18 protein-coding genes are annotated in these 24,052 nt (G+C 30.7%); 15 read left to right on the top strand and 3 right to left on the bottom strand.

Annotation, left to right across the window (positions count from 1 at the left end; all coding sequences use genetic code 11):
• Nucleotides 1-357 precede the first annotated feature (357 nt).
• Both C7448_RS06650 and C7448_RS06645 read right to left on the bottom strand, forming a co-directional pair.
• Nucleotides 358-720 carry a PUR family DNA/RNA-binding protein gene (locus tag C7448_RS06650; RefSeq protein ID WP_115900574.1) on the bottom strand — a complete coding sequence of 121 codons (363 nt, stop codon included), beginning with the start codon at nucleotides 718-720 and terminating at the stop codon, nucleotides 358-360.
• An 82-nt stretch (nucleotides 721-802) separates the two neighbouring features.
• On the bottom strand, nucleotides 803-2,557 hold the full coding sequence (locus C7448_RS06645) for an ABC transporter ATP-binding protein (protein ID WP_115900573.1): 1,755 nt from the start codon (nucleotides 2,555-2,557) through the stop codon (nucleotides 803-805).
• Between the two features lie 155 nt (nucleotides 2,558-2,712).
• Here C7448_RS06645 and C7448_RS06640 point away from each other — a divergent pair, with 155 nt between their 5' ends.
• The 15 genes from C7448_RS06640 (at nucleotide 2,713) to C7448_RS06570 (ending at nucleotide 22,558) form a co-directional block, all read left to right on the top strand.
• Nucleotides 2,713-3,813: a Glu/Leu/Phe/Val family dehydrogenase gene (locus tag C7448_RS06640; RefSeq protein ID WP_115900572.1), complete on the top strand. Its 1,101-nt coding sequence runs from the start codon at nucleotides 2,713-2,715 to the stop codon at nucleotides 3,811-3,813.
• Between the two features lie 77 nt (nucleotides 3,814-3,890).
• Nucleotides 3,891-4,829 carry a transcription antitermination factor NusB gene (nusB, locus tag C7448_RS06635; protein WP_115900571.1) on the top strand — a complete coding sequence of 313 codons (939 nt, stop codon included), beginning with the start codon at nucleotides 3,891-3,893 and terminating at the stop codon, nucleotides 4,827-4,829.
• 40 nt (nucleotides 4,830-4,869) lie between these two features.
• Nucleotides 4,870-5,337, top strand: a complete 468-nt coding sequence (locus C7448_RS06630; RefSeq protein ID WP_115900570.1) for a DUF1573 domain-containing protein — start codon at nucleotides 4,870-4,872, stop codon at nucleotides 5,335-5,337.
• Nucleotides 5,337-5,657, top strand: coding sequence for a preprotein translocase subunit YajC (gene yajC / locus C7448_RS06625; RefSeq protein ID WP_115900569.1), 321 nt, complete (start codon nucleotides 5,337-5,339; stop codon nucleotides 5,655-5,657). The genes C7448_RS06630 and yajC overlap by 1 nt, the downstream gene beginning before the upstream one ends.
• 80 nt (nucleotides 5,658-5,737) lie before the next feature.
• A complete protein-coding gene (locus C7448_RS06620; protein ID WP_115900568.1) occupies nucleotides 5,738-6,667 on the top strand; it encodes a YbbR-like domain-containing protein in 930 nt (309 codons plus the stop codon).
• The gene (gene coaE / locus C7448_RS06615) at nucleotides 6,660-7,259 is read left to right on the top strand and encodes a dephospho-CoA kinase (RefSeq protein WP_245939443.1); all 600 of its coding nucleotides are present in this window, start codon (nucleotides 6,660-6,662) and stop codon (nucleotides 7,257-7,259) included. The genes C7448_RS06620 and coaE overlap by 8 nt, the downstream gene beginning before the upstream one ends.
• A 109-nt stretch (nucleotides 7,260-7,368) precedes the next feature.
• Nucleotides 7,369-8,934, top strand: a complete 1,566-nt coding sequence (locus C7448_RS06610; RefSeq protein ID WP_115900567.1) for a sensor histidine kinase — start codon at nucleotides 7,369-7,371, stop codon at nucleotides 8,932-8,934.
• 11 nt (nucleotides 8,935-8,945) lie between these two features.
• Nucleotides 8,946-9,644: a response regulator transcription factor gene (locus tag C7448_RS06605; protein ID WP_115900566.1), complete on the top strand. Its 699-nt coding sequence runs from the start codon at nucleotides 8,946-8,948 to the stop codon at nucleotides 9,642-9,644.
• Between the two features lie 125 nt (nucleotides 9,645-9,769).
• Nucleotides 9,770-10,666: an ABC transporter ATP-binding protein gene (locus tag C7448_RS06600; protein ID WP_115900632.1), complete on the top strand. Its 897-nt coding sequence runs from the start codon at nucleotides 9,770-9,772 to the stop codon at nucleotides 10,664-10,666.
• Nucleotides 10,667-10,675: 9 nt separating this feature from the next.
• The gene (locus tag C7448_RS06595) at nucleotides 10,676-11,524 is read left to right on the top strand and encodes an ABC transporter permease (RefSeq protein WP_115900565.1); all 849 of its coding nucleotides are present in this window, start codon (nucleotides 10,676-10,678) and stop codon (nucleotides 11,522-11,524) included.
• Nucleotides 11,525-11,574: 50 nt separating this feature from the next.
• The gene (locus C7448_RS06590) at nucleotides 11,575-14,424 is read left to right on the top strand and encodes a T9SS type B sorting domain-containing protein (protein WP_115900564.1); all 2,850 of its coding nucleotides are present in this window, start codon (nucleotides 11,575-11,577) and stop codon (nucleotides 14,422-14,424) included.
• Between the two features lie 10 nt (nucleotides 14,425-14,434).
• Nucleotides 14,435-17,047 carry a T9SS type B sorting domain-containing protein gene (locus C7448_RS06585; protein ID WP_115900563.1) on the top strand — a complete coding sequence of 871 codons (2,613 nt, stop codon included), beginning with the start codon at nucleotides 14,435-14,437 and terminating at the stop codon, nucleotides 17,045-17,047.
• Between the two features lie 87 nt (nucleotides 17,048-17,134).
• Nucleotides 17,135-19,876 carry a T9SS type B sorting domain-containing protein gene (locus C7448_RS06580; protein WP_115900562.1) on the top strand — a complete coding sequence of 914 codons (2,742 nt, stop codon included), beginning with the start codon at nucleotides 17,135-17,137 and terminating at the stop codon, nucleotides 19,874-19,876.
• A 37-nt stretch (nucleotides 19,877-19,913) separates the two neighbouring features.
• The gene (gene uvrB, locus C7448_RS06575; RefSeq protein WP_115900561.1) at nucleotides 19,914-21,902 is read left to right on the top strand and encodes an excinuclease ABC subunit UvrB; all 1,989 of its coding nucleotides are present in this window, start codon (nucleotides 19,914-19,916) and stop codon (nucleotides 21,900-21,902) included.
• Nucleotides 21,903-21,934: 32 nt separating this feature from the next.
• Nucleotides 21,935-22,558 carry a hypothetical protein gene (locus tag C7448_RS06570; protein ID WP_115900560.1) on the top strand — a complete coding sequence of 208 codons (624 nt, stop codon included), beginning with the start codon at nucleotides 21,935-21,937 and terminating at the stop codon, nucleotides 22,556-22,558.
• Nucleotides 22,559-22,655: 97 nt separating this feature from the next.
• On the opposite strand, the gene sucC is transcribed toward C7448_RS06570, so the two are convergent.
• Nucleotides 22,656-23,852, bottom strand: coding sequence for an ADP-forming succinate--CoA ligase subunit beta (gene sucC / locus C7448_RS06565; protein ID WP_115900559.1), 1,197 nt, complete (start codon nucleotides 23,850-23,852; stop codon nucleotides 22,656-22,658).
• Nucleotides 23,853-24,052 lie beyond the last annotated feature (200 nt).

The raw sequence follows: 24,052 nt of genomic DNA, 5'->3' as shown, positions 1-24,052 counted from the left end.
TTTTAATTCAAAACAACATAACCTACTGAAATTCAGTTTTTTTTATTATATTTAGATAAACTCAAAAACTCGCTTTCCTATGAAACAAAAATTACTTAGGATTAACCAGCGTGAAGATAAACTTAATAGTAGAGTAGGTAGAACTTTAACTTATAAGCAGCTGGTTGAATTCGCATCAAAACTACCAAACAAAATAAAATCGCTTATATAAAAAATAAAAACCACCAATTGCTTGTGCAACAATTGGCAGTTTTTCTAAGTGTAAATTGAATTTGAATTGATTTTTTCTGCACAATCCAATCTCTAAACACAAATTATACATTTGTGTTTAGAGTTATGCAAAACAGTTTCTTCTGCTTAAATATCGTCGAAAGAAACGTCAGTAAAACTTTCTGTTGAAGTTGCTTCTGTTGCTGCGTTTTCTTCTTTTTTATAGTCTTTTTGATGACGTTCACTGATTACCTCAGATCCTTTTTCATTTACGATAAAGTCTGTTGCTTTATTCAACATCTCTTTAAAGTCTTGAAAATCTTCTTTATATAGGTAAATTTTATGTTTCTGATAATGAAAAGAACCATCATCATGAGTAAACTTCTTACTCTCTGTCACTGTTAAATAATAATCATCTGCCTTTGTAGATCTAACATCAAAAAAATATGTTCTTCTTCCTGCTCTTAAAACTTGTGAAAAGATTTCCTCTTGTTCTACTCTCTCGCTCATAATTCGTTACTTAAAATAATAGTTGTTTACTTAAATTTTCTCAACAAATCTAACAAAATATTTGACTTGACAATACGAAATGCTATATTTCTTTTTCTAAAAGCTGTTGCTCATATAGCTCTTTGTAATACCCTTTTTGTTTTACTAATTGATTATGAACACCTTGCTGAATTATCTTTCCGTTATCTAATACAATTATTTTATCTGCATTTTTTGCCGATGATACTCTATGACTTATTATTATCGTTGTTTTATCACTAGAAACTCGTTCTAAGTTAGATAATATTCTCTCTTCTGTCTCAGTATCTACTGCTGATAAACAATCGTCAAAGATTAAAATTTTAGGCTTTTTTATAATAGCTCTTGCTATTGAGGTTCGTTGCTTTTGCCCTCCTGAAAGCGTAACACCACGTTCTCCTAAAATAGTTTTATACTCTTGTTTAAAATCGATGATATTTTCGTGAATTACCGCATTTTTAGCTGCTTCAATAATTTCTTCTTCTGTGGCGTCTTCTTTACCAAATTTTATATTGTTTTCAATGGTGTCTGAAAACAGAAATGGTTCTTGTGGCACAAACCCTATTTGGTTTCTTATATCATACAAGTTACAGGTTTTAATATCTTTTCCATCCATTAACACACTTCCTCCTGTAGTATCATACAATCGTGAAACCAGATTAATAATAGATGATTTACCACTTCCTGTTTTCCCTAAAACTGCTAGCGTTTCTCCTTTTTCTATTTTAAAGCTAACATCTTTTAACGCAGTAATATTTGTATCTTCATAAGTTAAAGAGACATGTTTAAACTCAATATTTCCTTCTATTATCGTTTCTCCTTCATTTGCATTTTTAATTTCTGGAACTTGCTCTAAAAATTCGTTTATTCTTTCTTGAGAAGCTTCTGCTTGTTGTACCATAGAAGTTACCCAACCAACGACAGCTACTGGCCATGTTAAAATATTTACATACATTACAAATGCTCCAATAGCTCCTACCTTAATTTCATCATTAATATATAAACTACCACCAACATACAATACTATAATATTACTGATTCCTATTAACAAAATCATTAATGGAAAAAACAACGCTTGTACTTTATATAAATTAATGTTTTTGTCTTTGCTTGCATCTGCCAACGTATCAAAATTTTTAGTCACAGCACTTTCTATTGCGTATGATTTCACCACATTAATACCCGAAAAGAACTCTTGATTAAAAGTTGTTAATTTTGAAAGGTATTGCTGAACCACGGTACTTCGCTTATTGATTTGTTTACTTAAAACAAAAACTGATATTGATAAAACTGGAAAAGGTATCATTGTATACAAAGTAAGCTTTGGTGATATCGCATACATTTGGGTAAATCCAACTGCAAAAGAAACCAACATGTTTAACGAGTACATAATAGCTGGTCCAAAATACATACGTACCTTAGATACATCTTCGCTAATACGGTTCATTAAATCACCTGTTCTATTTTGCTTATAAAAATTAAGTGATAATCGTTGATATTGTTGATAAATCTCGTTTTTTAAATCAAATTCTATTAATCGTGACATTACAATAATAGTTTGACGCATTAAAAATGTAAAAAAGCCACCCAATAATGTTACTCCCACAATAAGTAGGATATTTGTAAAAAGAATACTTTTTACTTCTGACATTTCAGTTATTTTACCTAATTGATAATCTTCAACAACATTTAATGAGTCACCAACAAAATTGGGAATTTTAAGTGTCAGTATTTTTGATAATATCGTAATTAAAATCCCTAATAATAACCTCCATTTGTATTTGACAAAGTACTTGTTTAAGTATTGTAATGCTTTCAATTCTATTTTATTATAAAAATTAAACTTTATAAAGACGCCCTGTTAAAGATACCTTAATTGAGACCTCTTTTTTTGCTTATGTTTTAATGATTTCTTACTTTTGCACTCGAATTTTTGAGATTATCCAAATCGTCTCAAATTAAAAAACAAAACAAATGACATCAGAAATCATTGATACTAAAGATCTTAAGAATGACCCAGTGTTTGGTCAATTATCTTTTGACAATCACGAGCAAATCGTTTTTTGCAACGACGAAGATACAGGTTTAAAAGCAATTATCGGTATCCATAATACAACTTTAGGACCTGCTTTAGGAGGTACTAGAATGTGGCAGTATAAAAGTGAATGGGAAGCTTTAAACGATGTGTTACGTTTGTCTCGTGGTATGACTTACAAGTCTGCTATTACTGGTTTAAACCTTGGTGGTGGTAAAGCAGTTATTATTGGTGATGCTAAAACTCAAAAGAATGACGCTTTAATGCGTAAGTTTGGTGAGTTTGTTAATTCTTTAAGCGGAAAGTATATTACTGCCGAAGATGTTGGAATGGAAACTCGAGATATGGATATTATCCGTGAAGTTACCCCACACGTAACAGGTGTTTCTGAAAGTATTGGAGGTTCTGGAAACCCTTCTCCTGTAACAGCTTACGGTGTTTACATGGGTATGAAGGCTGCTGCTAAATATAAGTTTGGAACTGAAAACTTAGATGGTAAAAAAGTATTAGTTCAAGGTGTTGGTCATGTTGGAGAAACTTTAGTAAAGCACATTACTGATGAAGGTGCTCAAGTTGTTTTAAACGACATTAATGAAGCTCGCTTAGAAGAGTTAAGTAAAAAATATGGTGCTAACGTAGTATTAGGGAATGATATTTTTGGACTAGATGTAGATATTTATGCTCCATGTGCCTTAGGTGCTACTATTAATGATGAAAGTATTGCTCAATTAAAAGCTAAAGTAATTGCAGGTGCTGCTAATAACCAATTAGCTAACGAATTAAAGCACGGCACAATGTTAAAAGATAAAGGAATTGCTTATGCTCCTGACTTCTTAATTAACGCTGGTGGTATTATTAATGTATATGCTGAAGTTATAGGTTACGATAAAGCTGAGAGCTTAAAAAGAACCGAAAACATCTACAATACTACTTTAGATATTTTCAATTTATCAGAAAAAGAAAACATTACTACACATCAAGCTGCCTTCAATATTGCACAAGCAAGAATTGATGCTCGCAAAAAAGAGCAAAATAGCTAGATAAAAAATAAAAAAGTTTTACTTTTGCAGAGCGTTAGAAATGGTTTCTATCGCTCTTTTTTTTAAAGTTCTTTAGAATGATTAACAGAAGACATATTCGTGTTAAAGTAATGCAGTCGGCTTATGCGATGCAACAATCGCATAGCGATGATTTGGTTAAGGAAGGAAAATTCTTAAAACACAGCATTCAAAAAATGTACGATTTGTACGTTTTAAATCTTCAATTATTAGTTGAAGTGCAAAAATTAGCTCGTAAGAGAATAGAGCTTTCTAAAAAGAAAATACTTGCTACTAAAGAAGAACTGAATCCAAACACAAAATTTATAGATAATAAGCTTTTAAGCTTACTTAACGAAAGTGTGAGTTTAGAAGGCTATATTGAGCTTAACAAGTTAAATTACTGGGATCTTGATGATGAGTACGTAAAGATTTTATTAGATGAGCTACAAAAAAGTGATCTTTATAAAAAGTATATGGATACTGTTGAAGACTCTTTTAATGTAGACAAAGCTTTTGTTATCGACTTTTTTAGAGAGATAGTAGCTCCTAATGAAAAATTAGCTGATTATTTTGAAGATAAAATGATTTCTTGGGTAGATGATATTCCTTTTGTAAACACTTGGACTCTTAAATCTTTAAACAAACAAAAAGCCAATAAACCTTTTATTTTAGGTAGTTTATATAAAGATAACGAGGATAAAATCTTTGTTTCTGATTTGTTTACAAAAACGATGTTACATCAACACAAATACGAAGAAGACATCATAGAAAAAACTCCTAATTGGGAAGCTGATAGAATTGCAGATATTGATATGATTATTATTAAAATGGCAATTACTGAGTTTTTACACTTCCCTTCTATTCCAAGTAGAGTTACTATAAACGAATATATTGAACTAGCTAAGGATTATTCAACGAATAAAAGTGGTTACTTTATAAATGGTGTTTTAGATAAATTAGCCAAAGACTACCTAAGTTCAAATAAGATGGTAAAAATTGGTAGAGGTTTATTATAATAAATTAGTATTTTTACAATAAATTAAAAATATTTTTACAATGAAGAAAATAGCAGTAATAGCAGCATTTGTTGTATCGGCAGGAATGTTAGTTTCTTGCGGACAAGGAAATGCTTCATCAAAAGTTAAAAAAGAAAATGTTGAAAACGCAGAAAAAAGAGACAGCTCTATTGGTTTAGGTGCTCCTGTTATTTCTTTTGACAAAGAAGAATTTGACTTTGGTACTGTTAACGAAGGAGAAGTTGTTAAAACGACCTTCTTAGTAACAAATACTGGTAAGAGCGATTTAATCATTACAAATGCACAAGCATCTTGTGGATGTACTGTTCCTGAATGGCCAAAAGGGGCTATTGCTCCAGGTAAAACAGGAGATATTAAAGTTAGTTTTAACACCAACGGAAGAGTTAACAAACAATCAAAATCTATTACCCTAACTACCAACACTGAAAAAGGTAGAGAAATTATTAAGATTTCTGGAATGGTAACTCCTAAAAAGAAAAATTCATAATGTTTATAACCATTTTTTTACAAGCTAGCTCTCAAGAAAGTTTAATGAACATGCTTCCTTTTGTAGCAATGATTGCTGTCTTTTACTTTTTAATTATTCGTCCACAAATGAGACGTCAAAAAAAAGAAAAGCAATTTCAAACTGAAATCAAAAAAGGAGCAAAAATAGTTACCACTAGTGGTATTCATGGTAAAATTGTTGAAATCAACGATACTGACAACACAGTTACTATTGAAACTGGTGCGGGTAAAATAAAGTTTGAACGTTCTGCCATTTCTATGGAAATGAGTAAAAAACATTCTACTGAGACTAAAAAATAATAGTATATTTTTTCATAAAAAAGTGAGCTCATGAGCTCACTTTTTTGTTTTTTACGTAGATTGCATCAATAAACTATTTCTTGAAAACAAAATTTAACATACCTAAAACTTTCTTTGGTTTTTTAACTACTTCAGTATTTTTTTGGTTGCTTATCAATCTATCAAAAGAATATGACACTACCCTTGTGTACAGTGTTGAATACGTACAACTACCACAACAAAAAACATTAATAGAAACACCTATTAATCAGCTTTCTTTAAAACTAAAAAGTAGTGGATATAATTTGTTAGTTGCTAGCATTACCCATAAGCCGATTAAGCTAGATCTTACTAAAGTTTCTAAGAAAACTGGAACTAATTATTACTTTTTATCTAAAGACCTAACTTCAGAAGTTCAAGAACAATTAAAATCTAGCATTGAATTAACTGAAATTGTAGAAGATACAATTCCTTTAAAAATTGGCACGCTTAGTTCAAAAAAAATCCCTTTAAAACCTAACTTAAATATCACTTTTCAATTAGGGTATGACCTCTCAAAACCTGTAACAATTACTCCTGATAGTGTTTTAATTTCTGGAGATGAAACCTATGTTAAAGAAACAAAATTTTTAACCCTAGAAAATATAACGTTAGAAAACTTATCAAAGAGTACTAATATCTCCTCTCCTATTATCTTTCCAGAAAATACACAACTTAAATCAAGCCATTCAACAGCTGAAATTAGTATTGACGTTGATAAGTTTACCGAAGGACAAATAGAAGTTCCTGTGTTTGTAAAAAATGCTCCAAAAGGAATTAATGTCTTTCCTAAGAAAGTTAAGATTATCTATAAAGTAGGCTTGCAGAATTTTAATGAAGTAACACCTGACTTATTTAAAGTAGAGTGTGATTATCTACAATCTAAAAACAAAGAAGTTAACTATCTTACCCCTCAAATAAAAGACCTTCCTGATATGGTTACATTGGTAAGAATAGTTCCTAATAAGATTGATTTTTTAATATATGAATAGTATGGTAGTAGGTTTAACAGGCGGTATTGGTAGTGGGAAATCTACCATAGTTAAAATGTTTTCAGAATTTGAAAATATTGCCATTTATATTGCTGATGATGAAGCTAAAAGGCTAATGAATACATCCGCTAAAATTAAGACTCAACTAATTGCCGAATTTGGTGAGCAAGTTTATGTTAACAATGAGCTTAATAGGTCTTACTTAGCTTCAATTGTTTTTAACAATAAAGAAAGATTAACTACCCTTAATGCTATCGTTCACCCTGTCGTTAATGAACATTTGCAGCATTTTATTAAAGAAAACAATAATAAAGATTACATTTTGTATGAAAACGCCATTCTTTTTGAAAATGGAAGCGATTCTTTTTGCGATAAAATTATTACAGTTACTGCTCCTGAAGATATAAGAATTAGTCGAGTCATAAATAGAGACAGCTCAACCATTGAAGAAGTAGAAAACAGAATTAAAAATCAATGGGATGAAACTAAAAAAACACTTCAATCAAACTATTTAATTGAAAACCTTACACTTACAAAATCAAAAGAACAAGTCTTAAAAATCCACAATTCTTTAACAAAAAAAAGAAGTTAATTTGCACTTTTTCATTTTTTTTTGTTAAAATTATCTTAATTTTATAGTAACTTTGTTAATCTAAGTTAAAAGATTATACGCCTAAATTTTATTAATTTATTTTTGAATAATGGGTAAGAAAATTTTTATTCTCATTGTTATTTTAATGAGTATTTCTTTAATAGGAATCATCTCTATTCAAGTCTATTGGATTAACGATGCTATTAAAAATAAAAAAGAACAATTTAAAAACAATGTAAAAATTGCTTTAGCTCGCACCTCTGAAAATATAAAAGAGAGAGAGTATCTAGAGTTTAAGCAAAATTATAAAGATTATTTTGAAAGTGATAAGCTAAGAACTGATGCTGAAATAACAACTTTTCTTTTTCAACAAGTTGATACGGTAAGCAAAAAAAAGTTTTCTTTTGGTAGTACTATTTTAGAAGAGAGTATTAAAATGCCCAATGAGTTTGTAGATAACGACTCTATCATTATTAAACGATACTCGGGAAAAGAAGATATTTACTTTTCTCAGGTAATAAAATCTGAAAATAAAGATTTTAAGCCTTTTTTAGATGAAAACCGTTACTCTACTTTTAGAACTTATAATAGTTGGAATAATGAAGTTATGGAACATGCTTTTAGACGAAGTAAAGCCGTGTTTCCTATTAACCAAAGAATAAGTAATAAAGAGTTAAGTTACACTCTTAAAGAAGAGTTTGCTAAAATGAATATTACACAAGATTTTAAATATGTTGTTTATGAAGATGGTTTAGCAACACAGTTAAAATCTGGATATTTTAATATACAACCAGAAGATATTAGCTATCCGTTATTGGAAGATGAAAACGGAAATAGCAAATATAAACTATATGTTAAATTTCCTAACGAGAAAAAGAATTTGCTTTCAGGTATGATGAAAGTACTGATACTTTCTTTATTTTTTATAGGGATTATCATTGCTGCTTTTTCAACATCGTTATATCAACTTATTCGTCAAAAAAAGATCTCTGAAATAAAAACAGATTTCATTAACAATATGACACATGAGTTTAAAACACCTATTGCTACTATTAATCTAGCTTTAGATGCAATTAAAAACCCGAAAATCATATCAGATGAAGAAAAGGTTAAGCGATATGTTCAAATGATTCGCGATGAAAATAAGCGTATGCACGGACAGGTAGAGAATGTATTACGAATTTCAAGACTCGAAAAGAACCAAATTGAAATTAGTAAGGATGCAATAGACATGCACGACATAATTGAAGAGGCTACTGAACATATTCAGCTATTAACCGACGACAAAAAAGGAAGTGTAACAACTCATTTTAAAGCTATTTCAACAGAAGTTCTTGGAAATCAGTTTCACTTAACAAATGTTGTTGTTAACATGTTAGAAAACGCATTAAAATATTCAGAAAATGCACCAAAAATTGATGTATTTACTGAAAACACAAATAAATACTTTATCTTTAAGATTAAAGATGAGGGGATAGGAATGAGTAAAAATGCTCAAAAGTATGTGTTCGATAAGTTTTATAGAGAACATAAAGGGAATATACACAATGTAAAAGGTCATGGATTAGGCTTAGCCTATGTAAAAGAAATAATAGACAGCCACCAAGGTACCGTTTATGTTGAAAGTGAGAAGGGTAAAGGAAGTACATTTACAGTTAAATTACCATTAATATAAATTATTTAAAAATGGGGAGTAAAAAAATATTATTAGTAGAAGATGATCCTAATTTTGGAACAGTTCTGAAAGATTATTTAGCATTAAATGATTACAATGTTACACATGCTAAAGATGGAATAGATGGTTTAATTATGTTTAAAAATGCAGAGTACGATTTGTGTATTTTAGATGTAATGATGCCTCGTAAAGATGGTTTTTCTTTAGCTGAAGACATTCGTTCAACTAACAAAGAAATCCCTATTATTTTCTTAACTGCTAAAACACTAAAAGAAGATGTTTTAAAAGGGTATCAAGTAGGTGCTGATGATTATTTAAATAAACCTTTTGACTCAGAAGTTTTATTACATAAAATCAAAGCTATTTTACAGCGTAAAGAAACCGAAAAAACAAACGATAATGATGAGTTTGAATTTAAAATTGGGGCTTTTGACTTCAACTCTAAACTACGTCATTTAATATACAAAAGTGGTGAACCACAAAAACTATCACCAAAAGAAAGTAAACTTTTACGAATGTTAGCCGTTCATAAAAATGACTTAATGCCTCGTGAATTAGCTTTAACAAAAATATGGAGAGATGACAACTATTTTACATCTCGTAGTATGGATGTTTATATTGCCAAACTTCGTAAATACTTAAAGAGTGATGAAAATGTTGAAATATTAAACATTCACGGTGAAGGGTTTAGATTAATAGACAATAAATAAAAGACATATACATTTTAACAACAACAAAAGACTTCTTAAATACAAGAAGTCTTTTCTTTTTTATACATTGTAACAATAATTTGTATCAATCGTCAAATACATATAATCAACAAAACCAAAATAGCTTGGAAACAATTTTATCTATTCGAAACCTCGATAAAAAATACGGAAAAGTTCATGCCGTAAATAACCTTTCTTTCGACATTCAAAAAGGAACTGTTTACGGAATTTTAGGTCCTAATGGAAGTGGAAAATCGACCACATTAGGAATCATTTTAAATGTAGTAAACAAAACCTCAGGTAGTTTTAGTTGGTTCAACGGAAACCTTACTACACACGAAGCATTAAAAAAAGTAGGAGCTATAATAGAACGCCCTAATTTTTATCCATACATGAGCGCTGTTCAAAATTTACAATTAATATGTAAAATTAAAGGTGTTTCATACGATAAAATAGATGAAAAACTAAAAACTGTAAACCTTTATGAACGTAGAAACAGTAAATTCAAGACTTATTCTTTAGGAATGAAACAGCGCTTAGCTATTGCTTCTGCCCTATTAAATGATCCTGAGATTTTAATTTTAGATGAACCAACAAACGGTTTAGACCCTCAAGGAATTCATGAAATTCGTCAAATAATTAAAGAAATTGCTAAAAATGGAACCACAATTTTACTTGCTTCTCATTTACTTGATGAAGTAGAAAAAGTATGTTCACATGTAGTAGTAATTAGAAATGGTGTAAAACTATATAGTGGCAGGGTTGATGAAATGAGTGCTTCAAACGGATTTTTTGAACTTCAAACCGATAATCAAGACACACTTATTCAACTTTTAGAAAATCACCCAGCAATAGGAAAAATAAAAGAAGAAAATGGAGTTTTAATAGCAAGTCTAGCATCAGAATTGTCAGCATCAGAAATTAATACATTTTTATTTGATAAAGGTGTTTCTCTTTCTCATTTAGTAAAACGCAAACCTAGCTTAGAACAACAGTTCTTAGATCTAACCAACAACCAATAAACCTACACCATGTTACGACTTTTAAATATAGAAATTCATAAATTAAAATATAACAGAGCTAGTAAAGTTCTTTCTATTATATATTTCGCTTTATTAACCTCAATCGCTTTAATTGCAGCAATAAAATTTGATATAGGTCCTATTAAGTTTCATTTAGCTGAACAAGGAATTTTTAATTTCCCTTATATCTGGCACTTTAACACATATATGGCTGCTATTTTTAAATTCTTTTTATTGCTAGTTATTGTTTCTATGATGGCTAACGAATACAGTTATAAAACTTTAAAACAAAATTTAATTGATGGCTTAAGTAAAAAAGAATTTATTCTTTCAAAGTTTTATACTGTTATAGCTTTTTCTCTTATTTCTACCATTTTTGTTTTTGCTGTTTCATTAATTCTTGGTGCTATATATTCTGATTTTAATGAAGTTGCTATTATATTTTCAGACTTGGATTATTTATTTGCTTTTTTCATTAAACTTTTAGGTTTTTTCTCTTTTGGATTGTTTTTAGGAGTCTTAATTAAACGATCAGCTTTTGCTGTAGCGGCTATGATTGTTTGGTTAATTATAGAAAGCCTAATTAAAGGGTATTTATACTGGACATTTAGAAATGCAAAAACAGGTGTTGAGGAAGCTGTTAATTCAATTATGCAGTTTTTCCCGTTAGAGTCTATGGCTAACTTAATTAAAGAACCTTTTACAAGGTTAGGTGCAGTTAAATCAGTTGCAAATCAAATAGGAGAAAACTTCACGAAAGATTACTCTGTTAGTTTATTTAACATCGTAATTGTATTAATTTGGACAACTATTTTTATTTATTCATCATATGCTTTGTTAAAAAAACGAGATTTATAGAGGGTTTTATGTAGTTTAGTTGTTTTATTTATATAATTAATTCCATTTAAATGAAAAAACAACTACTTCTAGCACTTTTCTTTATAGTTTCTATTTCTTCATATAGCCAAAAAGAAGCAAATATTTGGTATTTTGGGAATAATGCAGGACTGGATTTCAACTCAGGAAATCCAGTAACATTAAATGATGGACTACTAAAAACAGACGAAGGTTGTTCAACCATTTCAGACGAAAATGGTAACTTATTATTTTATTCAGATGGAATTAATGTTTGGACAAAAAACCACGAGTTAATGCATTATTCTAGTGGTGGTTTAGCAGATAACCTTCAAGGAAACCCATCAAGCTCACAATCAGGTTTAATTGTCCCTAACCCTGAAGATAAAAACCTTTATTACATATTTACCGTGGGTACCAACTTTATAGGAAACCTTCCCTACCCAGATAATCCTGGATTTAAATTTTATACTATAGATATTTCAAAAGGTAATGGTGGAGAAATTATTTCTGGCCCCGTAAACTTAGCTGATAGTAGAGATTTTGAATGGTCGGAGAAAGTTACTGCTGTACAAGGAAAAGATTGTAAAGAAATATGGGCTTTATCTATAGTACAAAATACTTTTTACGCCTATAAAATTGATAAAAATGGAGTAGATTCAACAAACCCAATAATCTCAACTTCTTCATACTTTTTAAGAGATAAAAGAGGATATTTAAAAGTATCTCCCGATGGAACTAAGGTAGCATTAGCTGATTTTACTAATGACGGAAGTGGAAGGTTAGTTTTATACGATTTTGATAACGCTACGGGTAAAGTAGTTCCTAATGGTTTAATTCTTACAGACGGCCCAATTGATGGATCCCCTTATGGCGTTGAGTTTTCACAACAATCAACAAAACTATATACTTCTTTATATCATGAAAACAGTAATTCTTTTAGAATTTTTCAATATGATTTGTTAGACTCTAATATTCCACAAACTAAAACTCAAGTTCATCAAGAACAAGGTTATAGAGGTGCTTTACAGCTTGCTCCTAACGGAAAAATCTATGCTTCCATTCCTGAAAGAAGTCATTTAGGGGTCATAGAAAACCCCGAAGACAATGCTACTGACATTCAGTTTACATCAAATGCTGTTAGTCTTGGCGGGGCAAGGTCTTCACAAGGTTTGCCTCCTTTTATCCAATCATTTTTTGCCCCTGTAAAGCTAATAAACCTTGCTAATAATGAAGTTTTAAACAATAGCAATCAAGTTTTTTGCATTGGAGAAAGTTATCAAATTCAACCAGAAAAGAACAACCCTAGTGATACATATACATGGTTTAAAGATGGAACAGAAGTAGCTAATACAAGGGTTTTAACAGTTGACAATACTAATTATGGCAGTGGTTTGTATGAAATACAAATAGAATCTAACTCTTATTGTAAAAAAACATATACCGGTAAAGTTCAAATTACATTTGAACCAAAGCCGGCAATTAACACATTACCTCCATATATTCAATGTGATTTTGATAACAATACCATTGATGGATTTACAACTTTCAACCTAGAAATACTAGAAAAAGCACTAGTAAAAAACCTTTCTGAGGTTACAATAGATTTTTTTGAAACATCTGACACTAGTTTTTTAACACCACTTAACAAAAATAACTATACCAATTTAGCAACCATAAATCATTCTATAACTGTAAGAATTACTAACAATACTACACAATGTTACCAAACTGATGTTGTCAATTTGCAAGTAAACCCTACAGGGTTAACTTCATACACCAATGAATACATTCATGAATTAGATCAAAACGCATCTAATCCTGATGCTAAATTTAGTGTTGGTACTAACAACGGTTTTCTTGATTTTTCTCTGAAAACTCAAGAAATAATTAATAACTCTGGAGGAACATTATCGGAAACTACTCATGATTTCCAATATTACAGAACAGCAAATGACGCATCATTACAAACAAATCAAATTGTGCCTCCATACCAAGACGACTTATTTACCGATAATTCTGATGTATATGTTAGAATTTCAAACAAAGGAGCTACATCTTGTGAAGCAGTTGGGAGTTTTAAAATTTTTGTAGAAAAAATTCCTGTACCACAAGGAAACCTTAATGACTTAATTTTATGTGTCGATAATCCAAGAACAAACCCTCAACCAAATACAATTCCTTTAAATGCTGATACAGGAATTTCAACTGATACCTACAAGTGGTATTTAAATGGTAAATTAATTTCAGGTGAAACATCTGCTATTATAAATGCAAATTCTGCAGGAGAATATAAAGTTGAAGCTTATAGAAAGCATCCTAACATAAATTCTCTTTACATTGGCTATAATACTTTCTTTATAAAAGAATCCAACCAAGCATTAATTATAAATATTAAATCAGTAGACGACCAAGATAATCCAGACAGTAACAAAATTGAAATCACTATCGATGGAATTGGTGACTACGAATATGCTTTAAATAGCACAAATCTTAGCGACTTTGTCAAAGGGAATGAAAACCTATCATATATTTTTACTGATATCCCTCCTGGGTTAAACTCAATCTCTATTAGAGACCGAAATGGATGTGGAATTACTACATCAAACCAAATTTCAACTATTTATTTCCAACGTCACTTTACACCAAACGGTGATGGGAATTTTGACACATGGAAAGTCTTAGGAACTAATAACGATTATTACGATGTTGTAAAAGTTCAAATATTTAATCGTTACGGAAAACTCATTAATGAAATTACTGATAAAAATCACCCAGGTTGGGATGGCGTATACAATGGCACGACCTTACCTACAAATGATTATTGGTATAACGCTGAGCTAATTGATTCCAATGGAAAAGTAAGAAAAAAGACTGGGCACTTCTCTCTACTTAGAAAATAAATCACACACTATGAAAAAATTAATTATCTTAAGTCTATTGTTTACTTACGTATCTCTATTTTCTCAAAATGATTGTTCTGATGCTATTGTTGTTTGTGGTAATAGTGGTTTTCAAAACTTAAATGCGACAGGAGTAGGTATTCAAGAACTTTCAGGATCTAATACTTGTTCTAGTCAAGAGAATAATAGTTTGTGGATTAAAATTAAAATTGATAAAGGAGGTACATTAAGCTTTACCCTAACTCCAACTAATGCTGACGGTAGTCATAATACTGACATTAACATCGATTTTGACTTTTTTATATTTGGTCCAAATGTAAATTGTGGAAACATAGGACAAGCCATTCGATGCTCTACAACAAATCCAGCTGCAAGTAACCAAGGAAATAACCTAACAGGTATTAGGAGTTCTGAAACTGACACCTCTGAAGGTCCAGGGCCTCAAGGAAACAGCTTTGTTAGTTCATTAAATGTTAGTGATAATGATTCTTATTTTCTAGTTATTGATAGACCCATAGGTAATAGTAGCTTTAAAATTGATTGGACGGGTACAGCTACTTTTAACAAACCTCCCTCTATTAATCCTCCAACAGTTGGTCAATCATATGACTTAGAAGAATGTGATAGTGATGGTACTTTTGACAACAGTACAAATTTTGATTTGACTACCAATAGTAACTCAATACTAAATGAACAAACAGATGTAAAAATTAGTTACCATCTGAGTAATAATGATGCTCAAACCAACACAAACCCTATAGTAACTCCAAATACTTTTAAAAACACAAGTAACCCTCAAAAAATATTTGTGAGGTTAACAAACATAAACTCTGAATGTTTCTCTCTAACTGATTATGAGATTATTGTAAACAATAATATTAATATTACTCAACCATCAGATTATGTTATATGTGATGATACTGATAGTGGAAATAATACTGATGGTTTGTATAGTTCATTTTTATTATCTTCTAAAGACAGTGAAATTTTAGGAACATTAGACCCGAGTACACATACGGTGAGTTATCACCAAAGTCTTTCTGATGCACAAAATGATTTAAATCCTATAAATAAAAACACTCTTTTTACTAATACAACAAAAGACACTCAAGCAATCTTTGTAAGAGTTGAGAATAATGTTGGTTGCTTAAATACTGCATCCAGCTTTAACCTAATTATAACACCTGTTCCCAATTTTGTTACAACACTACCATATCAACAATGTGATTTTGATGCCAACCCTACTGATGGTTTCACTACATTTAATTTAAAAATCAAAGAGGCTGAAATATCAAACAATGCTACAAATGTAACAGTATTGTTTTTTGAAAATCAAACCGATTTTAATAACAACATACCTATAACATCGCCACAAAACTATATCAATACAACTCCATTTAGTCAAACACTACTTGTAAAAATTATAGATAACACAACACAATGTTTTAATACAGGGAGCCTAGGCCTAACTGTTAATTCCTCAGGCTTGAGTACATTTGATGATATGTATTCTTGTGAGTTAGACACTAATGCTTTAAACCTAAATGCTACTCAAAGTATAGGAAGTCAAAATGCCTTTTTTGATTTCGACATGAAAAGAGATGATATTATTACAAAATCTAACAGTGCTTTAACTAACACTACACATTTGATTGAATTTTACAAAACAGCTATCGATGCTTCTTTACAAATAAATAAAATTATCTCACCTTATAACGATGATTTGTTCACCGATAACTCAGAAATATTTGTAAGAATTATATCAAGACACAATAATGCTTGTGAAAGCATAGGTAAGTTTAATGTACATGTTGAAAACCTTCCTAAACCTCAAAGGAATCTAAATGATCTTATTTTATGTGTCGATAACCCAAAGTCAAACCCTCAACCACATACAATCCCTTTAAATGCTGATACAGGAAACCCAACCGACACTTACAAATGGTATTTAAATGGAAACTTGATTTCTAATGAAACATCAAATATTTACAACGCTAATTCTGCAGGAAAATATAGAGTTGAGGCCTATAGGAAATACCCTAATATTTCTAAATATTGCATGGGATATAACACATTTCTTGTTAAAGAGTCCAACCAAGCATTAGTCGTTAATATTAAATCTGTAGATGATCAAGACAATCCTGAAAGTAATAAAATTGAAATCACTGTTGATGGAATTGGAGATTACGAATATGCCTTAAATAGTACAAATATCAGTGATTTTAGTAAGGGAAATGAGAATCTTACATACACCTTTAGTAATATCCCTACTGGGCTAAACTCTATTTCTATTAGAGACAGTAATGGATGCGGGATTACTACATCTAATCAAATTTCAACTATCTATTTCCAACGTCATTTTACTCCAAATGGAGACGGACATTTTGATACATGGAAAGTGTTAGGTGTTGACAATGACTATTATGATATTGTTAAAGTTCAAATTTTTAATCGTTTCGGAAAACTAATTAATGAAATTACTGATAAAAACCACCCAGGATGGAATGGCGTATATAACGGAACTACATTACCTTCAAACGATTATTGGTATAATGCTGAATTAATTGATAAAAGTGGAAAAACTCGAAAAAAGACAGGACATTTTTCTTTATTAAGAAAATAATATATTACTACAAAGAAGTAGGGATTTTTTTAACAAAAAACTCTCTGTTTTTTTTGTAAATTAGCTTTTCACTAAAATTAACTAGCTATGAACAAGTTAATATTCATTTATTTATTTATTTTTTCTCTTTCGTGTTTTTCTCAAAGAGAAACCGATAACTGGTTCTTTGGAGATAAAGCAGGAATAGTTTTTAATGCTGGTGATCTTAGTATTTCAAATAAAGGGCAAATAGTTACCGAAACTGGTTCCTCTTCTATTTCAAGTAATCAAGGGGATTTATTATTCTATACTAACGGAGCAACTATTTGGAATAAAAATCACAAAGTAATGGAAAATGGAGAAGATTTAATAGGCGAAGCTGAAACAGCTCAACCGTCAATAATCATACCTAAACCTAATAGCAATAGCATTTATTATGTCTTTACCACTAGAAAGACTAAAACTGAAAATCCTTCTTTGTTTCCAGGTATTTACTTTTCTGAAATTGAAATATCAAACACATACCCCTTAGGTAAAGTAATTAGAAAAAACATAAGACTTGAAAACTCTACTGCTCAAAGAATAACTGCTGTACATCATAAAAACGGAAAAGATATCTGGGTTATAACATATGGAAGTAATTCTTACAATAGTCCAGATGAAATTTTCTTTGCATTTAAAGTAACTGATAAAGGTGTTAATTTTCGTCCTGTAAAAACTAAACTAAACGAAATTAAAAGTTCCTTATCCAAAGGAGAAATAAAAGCCTCTCCAGATGGAAGTAAAGTTGCTCTTTCAACTGGATCTAATTTATACATTTATAACTTTGATAATGAGACAGGGTTGTTTTCACGTTTTAAATCACTCAATTTACAACTAAACTTTACTGATGGATATACCTGTAATGGACTAACTTTCTCTTCAAATTCTAAGATTCTTTATTATTCCTCATTTTACTATGAAAGAGGAAATAACGACAGTTATAATATTATGCAATTAGATCTTAACAATACAGGTCTTTTCTTTTTTGGTGAACCTATTTTTACAACTACACCAGATAGAGTTAGTGCTTCTGCTCAATTAGCCTCTGATGGGAAAATCTATATTGCTCAAATAAACTCTGAAAGACTTTTTGATTATGGAGGGCAACCTATTGGCTTTGATTTAACCCCTTTCAACACCTTAGGTGTTATCAACGACCCTAATAAACTAGGCACTGCATGTAATTATGTACACGATGCAATTAACTTAGAGGATGGTTTATCTTATTTTGGCTTACCTAATTTCATTCAATCTTACTTTAGAAACAGAATAACTACAGAAAACCAATGCATTTTTGATACATTCACTTTTTCTCTTGATTCTTATGCTCCTATAAATAGTGTGGTTTGGGATTTTGGAGATGGAAATACTAGTAATGATATCGCTCCTAAACATTCCTATACTACCACAGGTGAATATACAGTTACTGCCACAATCAATATTAATAATCAAGACATTCCTCTTTATAAAAAAATTACTGTTTACCCCCTTCCTAAACTGATACCTAACCAAGAAATTATTCAGTGTGATGATGATAATGATGGTGTAAACTTATTTAATCTATATACTATTACCGATAAAATATCTAATGATAATACACATACCTATAAATTTTATAGAAGTTTAATCGACTCTCAAAATGATACAAATCAAATATCTGATCCAGAAAACTTCTATAATGAAACTAATCCACAAACTATTTACACGAAAACCACTTCTATAAATGGTTGCTCTGATATCGAAAGCTTTTCTATTAAAGCCTTATTTAGACCTGCACTTACCATTAGCCCCATAACTGTTTGTAGAGATTCCGAAAATAGTATAGATGAAGATAAAGGTCTTTTTGACTTGAGGGTTAAAAAAAGTCAAATAATAAGTGATTTAGGCTTAAGTAAACTTGAAAAAGTATCTTTTTTTGATTCGGCAGAAAATGCTCAAAAATCAATCAACCCTCTTCCTTTTGAATACATTTCAGGTTCTACTACTATTTGGGTAAAAATAGAAAATGAAAACGGATGCTTTGGTATATCTCCTATAGATTTAATTGTTAACCATCCTCAAATTAATTTACAGGACAATTATACCATTTGTATTAGTCCCTCAGATCACCCCGCTATTATATTAAATGTAGACTCTTCTAACGATCGGTTTGAATGGAAAGATGAAAACAACAATACAATTAGTACCAGTAATAGTTTCACTTTAACCAGAGAAGGTGAGTTTTCTTTAACCATTTACAAAGTAGTAAACGGTATAGAATGTTCAAACTCTAGAAATTTTACAATTAACTATCCTCCAGCTCCAGAGATTTTAAATGTTGAAGTAAATGTTCAAAGCGATACCGACAACAGTGTTTATATTAGTATTGATGGAAATAGTAGCTATGAATTTTCTTTAGATAATACTACTTATGCTGGAAATGGGACTTCTCACTCTTTTAACAATGTGCAACCTGGTATTGCCACTATTTATATAAGAGATATTAATAAATGTGAAAGCCCTACTAAAGCCTCAGCTAGTATAATTGGCTACCCTAAGTTTTTAACTCCTAATGCTGATGGATTTAACGATTATTGGAAAGTTTATGGAGTTAGTACCAATTTCTTTAAAGATATAGATATCAAAATATTTAATCGCTTTGGTAAAGTCTTATATGTTATAAATGATAAAAACACAGAGCTTGGTTGGGACGGAACTTACAATAATATAAAACTACCTTCTAATGACTACTGGTTTCATGCTAAATTAACTGATATTAATGATAATACAATAGATAAAAAAGGGCATTTTACACTCAAAAGAAATTAAAATTCATCACATAAATAACTATCCGTATTTTTGTTGAATGAACTTTGAATTACACTCAGAATTTAAACCAACAGGGGATCAACCTCAGGCCATTAAACAACTTTCAAACGGAATTTTAGCCGATGAAAGATACCAAACACTTTTAGGGGTTACCGGATCTGGTAAAACGTTTTCGGTTGCCAATGTTGTAGCCGAAGTAAATAGACCTACGCTAGTATTGGCTCATAACAAAACCTTGGCTGCTCAGTTGTACTCTGAATTCAAACAGTTCTTTCCAAACAATGCTGTAGAATATTTCGTTTCATATTATGATTACTATCAACCAGAAGCTTATATCCCTGTAACAGGAACCTACATTGAAAAAGACTTATCCATCAACGATGAGATAGAACGCTTACGAATTAGTACCTCTTCTTCCCTACTTTCAGGACGTCGAGATGTGTTAGTAGTAGCCTCGGTATCTTGTTTGTATGGTATTGGAAATCCGACTGAGTTCAAAAAAAATGTTATTACTATTGAAGTTGACCAACAAATTTCTCGTACCAAATTTTTACATCGCTTAGTTACAAGTTTATATGCTCGTACAGAAGTTGAAATAAAAAGTGGAACGTTTAAGGTAAAAGGTGATGTTGTTACCATTTATCCTTCTTATGGAGATAATGGATATAGAATTCATTTTTTTGGAGATGAAATAGAAGAAATTGAAACCTTTGATATTGAAACCAACGAAGTTCTTACGCGATTAGACAAGCTGAATATTTATCCAGCTAACTTATTCGTAACCTCTCCTGACATACTACAAAATGCCATTCATCAAATTCAAGATGATATGGTGAAACAAGTAGATTATTTTAAAGAGATAGGAAAACATTTAGAAGCAAAACGTTTACAAGAACGTACTGAATTCGACCTAGAAATGATTCGTGAGTTAGGCTATTGTTCTGGAATCGAAAATTATTCTCGTTACTTAGACGGAAGAGAAGCAGGTACCCGCCCTTTTTGTTTGTTAGATTATTTTCCTGATGATTATCTAATGGTAATTGACGAAAGTCATGTTACCGTACCACAAGTTCACGCGATGTATGGTGGAGACAGAAGTCGTAAAGAAAACTTGGTAGAATACGGATTTCGCCTACCAGCTGCTATGGACAATCGTCCACTAAAGTTTGAAGAATTTGAAGCTCTACAAAATCAAGTAATTTATGTGTCTGCAACACCAGCAGATTATGAATTACAAAAAACAGAAGGTTTATTTATAGAACAAGTAATCCGACCTACGGGATTATTAGACCCAGAAATTGAAGTTCGTCCTAGCTTAAATCAAATTGATGACTTAATTGAAGAAATTCAAATTCGTGTTGAAAAAGACGAACGTACTTTGGTGACTACCTTAACCAAGCGTATGGCTGAAGAATTGGCAAAATACCTAACTCGAATTCAAGTACGCTGTCGTTATATTCATTCTGATGTAGACACCTTAGAACGTGTAGAAATTATGCAAGATTTGCGTAAAGGATTATTCGATGTACTTATTGGAGTTAACCTTTTAAGGGAAGGCTTAGATTTACCAGAAGTATCATTAGTGGCTATTTTAGATGCTGACAAAGAAGGTTTTTTACGTTCTCACCGTTCGTTAACACAAACCGTTGGACGCGCTGCTCGTAATGTAAACGGTAGAGCGATTATGTATGCTGACAAAATTACCAACAGTATGCAACTCACCATTGACGAGACCAATCGCAGACGTGAAAAGCAAATTAATTACAATACGGCTCACGGAATTACTCCAACACAAATCAATAAAAAGATAGACAATACGCTATCTAAAAATGCTATTACCTCGTATCATTATGATAATGTGGCACAAAAAGCTGCTGAACAAGAGTTGGAATACTTACCTAAACAAGAAATAGAAAAACGTATTCGTACCAAACGCAAGCAAATGGAAGAAGCTGCTAAAGCATTAGACTTTTTAGTAGCAGCACAACTCCGTGATGAAATTGAGGTTTTGAAAGAAAAATTGTAGTTTTATAAAAATTATGTATTTTTACTAGAAAAATGCTAAAATTTTTAACTTCACTCATTATTTTTATTTCTTTGAACTCTTACGCTCAATTAAAAGATACTATTTTTCTTAATGAAGACTTTATTAAACTTACTAAGGAAACATATTTTTCAAACGAAAAAAATGAACATTTTTTTCATTTCCAAATACAAGAAGATTCAACTACAATAGCCTTAATAAAAGTTGCTAAAAGAAAACATGGAAGAATTGATATTAACACCCATAATAAAATTAAAAAATATCTTTTTTATTTGTCTGATGAAAAAATTGACTCAACAAAAACTATTATTATTAATTATTTCCCAAAACAAGACAACTGTTGTATTGCAAACAACCCTTGGAGCAAAGCTAGTATTAAAAACTTTAAGCGTTTCGTTCAAGAATTAAAGAATAAAGAAAATATATCTCAGTTTTTTATTTTTAAAGACACACGTACAGTTAATAACTTTAGTGATTACTTTTCTTGGTATCCAGATAAGGAATCAATCATGGAAAAAACATTTTTTAAATTCCAATATCCTTGTTACAGTTATATTATTATTAGACCTAATGGAAACTATTTTACATTTAGAGGAGAATATTATGCTCCAGAAATAATAGGTGTCCTAAACAGGTAAAGTCCTTTAAAACTTTAAACTACCTTATTTAAAACAAAAAACCTCACTGCAATAGTGAGGCTTTCTAATATATTATTACTAAGAATTAAAAGGTAGTTTAAGCACTTAAAACTTCTCCTACTTTATCAGCAGCTTCTTGGAACTCAGTAGCTGAGATAATTTCCATTCCGCTGTTGTCAATTAATTCTTTTGCTTCTTTAGCATTTGTTCCTTGTAAACGACAAATAATAGGCACATTAATTTTGTCTCCCATATTCTTATAAGCATCTACAACACCTTGAGCAACACGATCACAACGAACGATTCCTCCAAAAATGTTTACTAAGATAGCTTTTACATTAGGATCTTTTAAAATAATTCCGAAAGCAGTTTCAACACGTTGTGCATCTGCAGTACCACCAACATCTAAGAAGTTAGCTGGATCACCACCTGCTTGCTTAATTAAATCCATAGTTCCCATTGCTAAACCAGCTCCGTTTACCATACATCCAACGTTACCATCTAAATCTACATAGTTTAATCCTGCAGCTTTCGCTTCAACCTCAATAGGGTTTTCTTCACGTAAATCACGCATTGCTGCATAATCTTTATGACGGTATAATGCATTCTCATCTAACGATACTTTAGCATCTACTGCCATAATTTTATCATCAGATGTTTTTAATACTGGGTTAATTTCAAACATCGAAGAATCAGACTTGATGTATGCAGTATATAAAGCAGTAACAAATTTTACCATTTCTTTTAAAGCTCCACCGCTTAAACCTAAGTTAAAAGCAATTTTACGAGCTTGGAAAGGCAATAATCCTGTTGCAGGATCAATTTCTTCTGTAAAAATTAAATGTGGAGTTTCTTCTGCCACTGTTTCAATATCCATACCTCCTTCAGTAGAGTACATAATCATGTTTCTACCAGTAGCACGGTTTAATAAAACTGACATATAAAATTCATCTGGCTCACTATCACCAGGATAATATACATCCTCAGCAATTAACACTTGGTTAACTAACTTTCCTTCTGCTGAAGTTTGAGGAGTTACTAACATCATTCCTAAAATATCATCAGAAATGCTTTTCACTTCGTCTAAGTTTTTAGCTAACTTAACTCCACCTCCTTTTCCACGACCACCTGCGTGTACTTGAGCTTTAATTACGTGCCAACCTGTACCTGTTTCTTCTGTTAATTTCTTTGCTGCTTCAACAGCTTCTTCTGGAGTATTTGCAACAATTCCGCGTTGAATACGAACGCCAAAACTGCTTAATATTTCTTTACCTTGATATTCGTGTAAGTTCATTAGATATGAATTTTTAAAGTCGAACAAAAATACAAATTCAATTTATAATACCTTATAAATTGTACTTTAATTTATGATTAAAATCAATTTTATTCAATTTTCGTTTTTACATTTTTTTAACACTTAAACATGTAACATTCTTTTTTTTAACAGGTCTTTACTGTAATTAACGTGATTTTGTGATTTATTAACCCAAATCA

It is taken from the genome of Tenacibaculum gallaicum (assembly GCF_003387615.1).
GTDB classification, from domain to species: Bacteria; Bacteroidota; Bacteroidia; order Flavobacteriales; family Flavobacteriaceae; genus Polaribacter; species Polaribacter gallaicus.
Note: the sequence above shows the minus strand (reverse complement) of the source record. Positions and strands in the feature narration are given on the sequence as shown.